The organism is Thermogemmatispora sp. (assembly GCF_019683635.1).
GTDB lineage: Bacteria > Chloroflexota > Ktedonobacteria > Ktedonobacterales > Ktedonobacteraceae > Thermogemmatispora.
The window spans coordinates 1-4,051 of sequence record NZ_JADGIA010000304.1; the positions used below are offsets into that span (position 1 = coordinate 1).

5 protein-coding genes and 1 pseudogene are annotated in these 4,051 nt (G+C 58.9%); 2 read left to right on the top strand and 4 right to left on the bottom strand.

All coding sequences use genetic code 11. The features are described 5' to 3' along the window. The first annotated feature begins 73 nt into the window (after positions 1-73). Positions 74-589, top strand: coding sequence for an AAA family ATPase (locus tag IRZ31_RS20480; RefSeq protein WP_297157362.1), 516 nt, complete (start codon positions 74-76; stop codon positions 587-589). A gap of 99 nt (positions 590-688) precedes the next feature. Next, the gene (locus tag IRZ31_RS20485; RefSeq protein WP_297157365.1) at positions 689-1,651 is read left to right on the top strand and encodes an HAD family hydrolase; all 963 of its coding nucleotides are present in this window, start codon (positions 689-691) and stop codon (positions 1,649-1,651) included. A 191-nt stretch (positions 1,652-1,842) separates the two neighbouring features. Here the strand turns inward: IRZ31_RS20485 and IRZ31_RS20490 are convergent, their stop codons facing one another. The 4 genes and pseudogenes from IRZ31_RS20490 to IRZ31_RS20505 all read right to left on the bottom strand — a co-directional run. Then, positions 1,843-2,337 carry a helix-turn-helix domain-containing protein gene (locus IRZ31_RS20490; protein WP_297157369.1) on the bottom strand — a complete coding sequence of 165 codons (495 nt, stop codon included), beginning with the start codon at positions 2,335-2,337 and terminating at the stop codon, positions 1,843-1,845. 75 nt (positions 2,338-2,412) lie between these two features. Continuing rightward, the gene (locus IRZ31_RS20495; protein ID WP_170293086.1) at positions 2,413-2,799 is read right to left on the bottom strand and encodes a VOC family protein; all 387 of its coding nucleotides are present in this window, start codon (positions 2,797-2,799) and stop codon (positions 2,413-2,415) included. After that, positions 2,774-3,424, bottom strand: coding sequence for a 16S rRNA (guanine(966)-N(2))-methyltransferase RsmD (rsmD, locus tag IRZ31_RS20500; RefSeq protein ID WP_297157375.1), 651 nt, complete (start codon positions 3,422-3,424; stop codon positions 2,774-2,776). The genes IRZ31_RS20495 and rsmD overlap by 26 nt, the downstream gene beginning before the upstream one ends. Positions 3,425-3,450: 26 nt before the next feature. Then, positions 3,451-4,051, bottom strand: a pseudogene (locus tag IRZ31_RS20505) (hypothetical protein); the annotation flags it as partial.

Below are 4,051 nucleotides of genomic sequence, written 5' to 3' on the forward strand. Positions count from 1 at the left end.
AGAGCCATTTGTGCACGGGCATTATATCAAAGCCAGGGACCTATCGCAATGCCTGTGGAAAGGAGCGAGGTGCATGCCTGTTTCAATGAAGCTTCCCCGCCGCACGCTGATGGTCCTCTGCGGGCCTGCCGGCTCCGGCAAGAGTACCTTCGCCGCGCGCTACTTCAGCGCCATACCCACAATGGTGGTCTCTTCGGATTACTGCCGGGCCATGATCTGCGATGATCCGACTAATCAGCAGGTCAACCGCGACACTTTCGACGTTTTCCACTATATAATCAGGAAGCGCCTTTTCAATGGGCGCTTCACGGTGGCCGATAGCACAGCTCTCCACGCGGAGGCGCGGCACAAGCTCTGGGAGCTGGCTTTTCATTTCGGCTACCTGAAATGTCTGGTGGTTTTCAATGTCTCGCTAGCTACCTGCCTTGAGCGCGATCGCCTGCGCGAGCGCCAGGTCGGCCCGCAGGTAATTGAATACCATATCCGCCTCCTGCAAAAGGCGCTGCAGGAGATTCCTGCCGAGCAGTGGGACCGCGTCTATTTGCTCAATGAGGACGATATGGAGGCGACGATCGAGATCGATCCCTGACTGGGGCTAGCCTCATCTCGTCAGGCCAAGCTCCGCCTTCTCCTGGTCCTGCTTTTCTTCAATCGAGAAAACTTTGAGAGAAAGGATTGTCTTTATTCTATGGAATCTGCTCTTCCGTGGAAACGCGACGGGTTGCGTTTTCCCGTTCCTTGCGATACGCTCTTCTTCGATGTCGATGGCGTTCTGATCAAAACAAGCGAATCGTTCCGCGCTACCGATATTGCAGTGGCTGAGTATATTGTTGGAACCCTCCACGGCCTGGATTGGGGCCAGGCTGAGGGCCGCCCTCTGCTGACGCTCGATGATGTGAAGTTCTTCAAGCAGGCTGGCGGCTTCAATGACGATTGGCACATGTGCTATCTGCTGGCCGGTCTTTACACGGCGAAGCTGCGCGAGTGGCGCGGGACTCCGCTGGCAGAGCGCAGTAATCGCGAGTGGATGGAGCTGGCGCGGGCAGCGATGCTGGAAGGACACGGCGGCCTGGAGTGGGTGCGCTCGGTGATTCCGGCCAGTGCTCTCCCGGACTATGAGCTGGTGGGCGAGCTGTGCCACGAATACTACTGGGGCGCGGCTGAGTACCGCCGGCGCTTCGGGCGCGAACCACGCTATCTGCCCGATTGGCCTGGCTTTGTGCATCGCGAGACGCTGCTACTGCCTCCTGATCTGCCGATGCGTTTGCACGACGCCGGTCTGCGGAAGCTGGGCTTGATTACTGGTCGCATCGGCCCCGAGGTCGATAGTGCGCTGGAGCGCCTGGCCGCTCACAGCAGGGGCGCATGGTGGGATGTGGTAATCAGCGGCGACGATTGCCTGAAGCCCGATCCCCAGGCACTGCGCCTGGCTATCGCCGCTGTGGAGGCCAGCGGTGGTCTCTATGTGGGTGATACGGCTGACGATCTGGATCTGGTTTTGAACTATCGCCGCACTCAGACCCCGAACGAGCCTGATTTTCTGGCCGTGATGCGCGTCTTCCCCGATGAGGTCGCTCTTTATCGCGAGCGCGGCGCCGATCTGATTATCCGTGAGGTGGCCGAGCTGCTCACCGTCCTGCCTGCTCACTAGGCGGGACACTTCTCGACCGCCGGCCAGCGGCCCCATTCCATAGGCAAAACCCGCCAGGAGGAGGGAATGACGAGACCGGAATGGAGCCGTCTGGCTGCAACAGAGGCTGCGCCGCGCCCCTCCCTTGCCTGCATACGGCCCGCTGCTCGCTGCCTCGCTTCTTTCTCTTCTCTGGCAGTTAGCCGCCGTATTTAGGGTGTGCGCTTCTGCGCTTCTTCGATGAGACTGACCAGGTATTGCAGTTTCTGAATGGCATGTAGGGCGTTGCGCCGATTGCGCTCGTAGCCTTCCGGAGCCAGCTGCAAAAACCAGGTGCGGATGTCTTCTTCAGAGACATCATACCACTTGGTGTCGGCCTGCAGGCGCAGATAGACGCGCATCGCCGGGTCCTGCTGCTTGCGCCGCGGTACGAATTGGAGCGGTTGCGCGCCGCCGCTAGCTGCTGCGCTTTCTTGCTCATCGGCGGCAATGGCCTGCGCCAGCTCAGGCTCTGGATGCAGCTCCTTGTAGAGCGCCTCAACGTCAGCTGTTTTGAAAAAGTAGTCGCGCCCTACCCCCTTATAGGCTCGAATCCGACCCTGTTGGACCCATTGATCCAGGGTGCGTCGATCGACGCCCAGGCGGCGGGCCGCTTCGCCAGCATCTAGAAAAGCGAAGCGGCCTCTTGCCGTTCCACCGGTGGTCATAGTCTGAACTCCTTTGCCTCCGCCTCGATAGCGAAGGCTTCTTTCCCTTGTCGTCTTGCTCTCCTCGTCTTCGTGTTAGCCTGTCAGACGCTGCTGCAGGGTAATACCCAGACCATCGGGATCATGCAGGACGGCAATCAAATTGCCGGTGACCTGCTTCTCTGGCGGTTGAGAGAAGGTTGCGCCACGCGCCTTCAGTTCTTCGTACGCGGCCTGGATATCGGGGACAACGAAGGCCAGATGAGCAACGCCCGCCGGCGGTCGACCTGGATAGAACTGAGCCTGCCCCTGGCCACCGGCGCGATGAAGGGCCAGGCGCACTGAGCCAGTTTCAAATTCTGTCCAGCCTGGCGAGCTAAAGCGTAGAGGCAGGCCCAGGATATCGCGATAGAAGGCTGTCGAGCGCTCCATATCGCTTACATAGACTACAATATAATCAGGCTTCTCCAGCTTGATGGTCATGGTTAGAATACTCCTTCTCAACTTTGGCGCCGTAGAACAGCAAGAGAGTACTGCCGTAGCGCCGCTCGTCTTCGAGGATCAGGCGTGTTAGCGGCACCGCTAGCAGCTCATCCCGCTCGCGTGGATGGATCTGGACAATGACGAGGCCCTCCTCGCTCAGCAGCGGTGAGCGATCGAGAAGGGCCAGGGCACGAGCGGCCAGGTGATGATACTGCGGCGGGGCTACATAGATGATATCATACGCCGCTCTCCGCGACGGATGAACTCCCAGCTCTGCACTGCCACTGGCTGACCTGGCCTCTTGCTGAGCCAGTAACCACTTGAAGGCATCGGCGCGCAGCATTTCAGCTCGCTCGTGCATCCCAGTCAGCTGGAGATTCTCGCGCAGCACTCTGAGGACACGCGGATCAATCTCGATAAAGGTAGCAAAAGCCGCGCCGCGGCTGAGCGCCTCAATGCCCACGCCACCGGTACCGGCAAACAGATCCAGAAAGCGGGCGCCTTCGACGCGCGTAGCCAGTATATCGAAGAGCGCTGTCTTCACGCGGTCAATAATGGGACGGGTGCCAGGCGTACGAGGAGATTTGAGGCGCCGCCCTTTGGCTTCCCCAGCAACAACGCGCATGGTCATCTCTCTCCTGTCAAGGTCGCTCAATTGAGAGCCAGGATGGCAGCAACGTCACGGTCAAAGTTGTCTTGCTTCGCCCAGGAAATCAGAGCTTCTACCTGGTCAATGCTGAGCTGCTTGAGAGCTGTGACTCCCCAGATACGGCCTATCAACTCACGCAGCTCATCCTCGCTGATCTGTTCACCAATGACGTTCCAGAGGACAGTCAGGCGCGCCTGGCTGGCCGGTGTGCCGCCACGGGCCTCGCGCATCTTGTTTAAGAGTGTACGCGCATGAATACGCTCCTGGAGCGAAAGCTGCCTCCTACCGCTGCCCTCCAGGTTCAACTCCTCTCCTTCCTCAGCATCCTCACGCTCATATCCGCCTCCATTCTCCTGGTCCCACTGGTCAGTTTCATCATCTTCCTCATCAAAAACATATTCTTGCTCTTCTCTTTGGCTATCTTCATCTTCAAATTGCTGTTCCTGTAATGGGAGAGAAGACTCGCTTGTCTCTCTTGATACCTGCTCTTCCTCTTCACTCTCGTCCTCGACGATCAGCTCCTCCCGAGCTCGTCCCTGACTCAATTCGCGCTGCGAGAAAACCGCGGGATAGGCCTGCTCCGAGAGAGAAACCGAAGCGGAG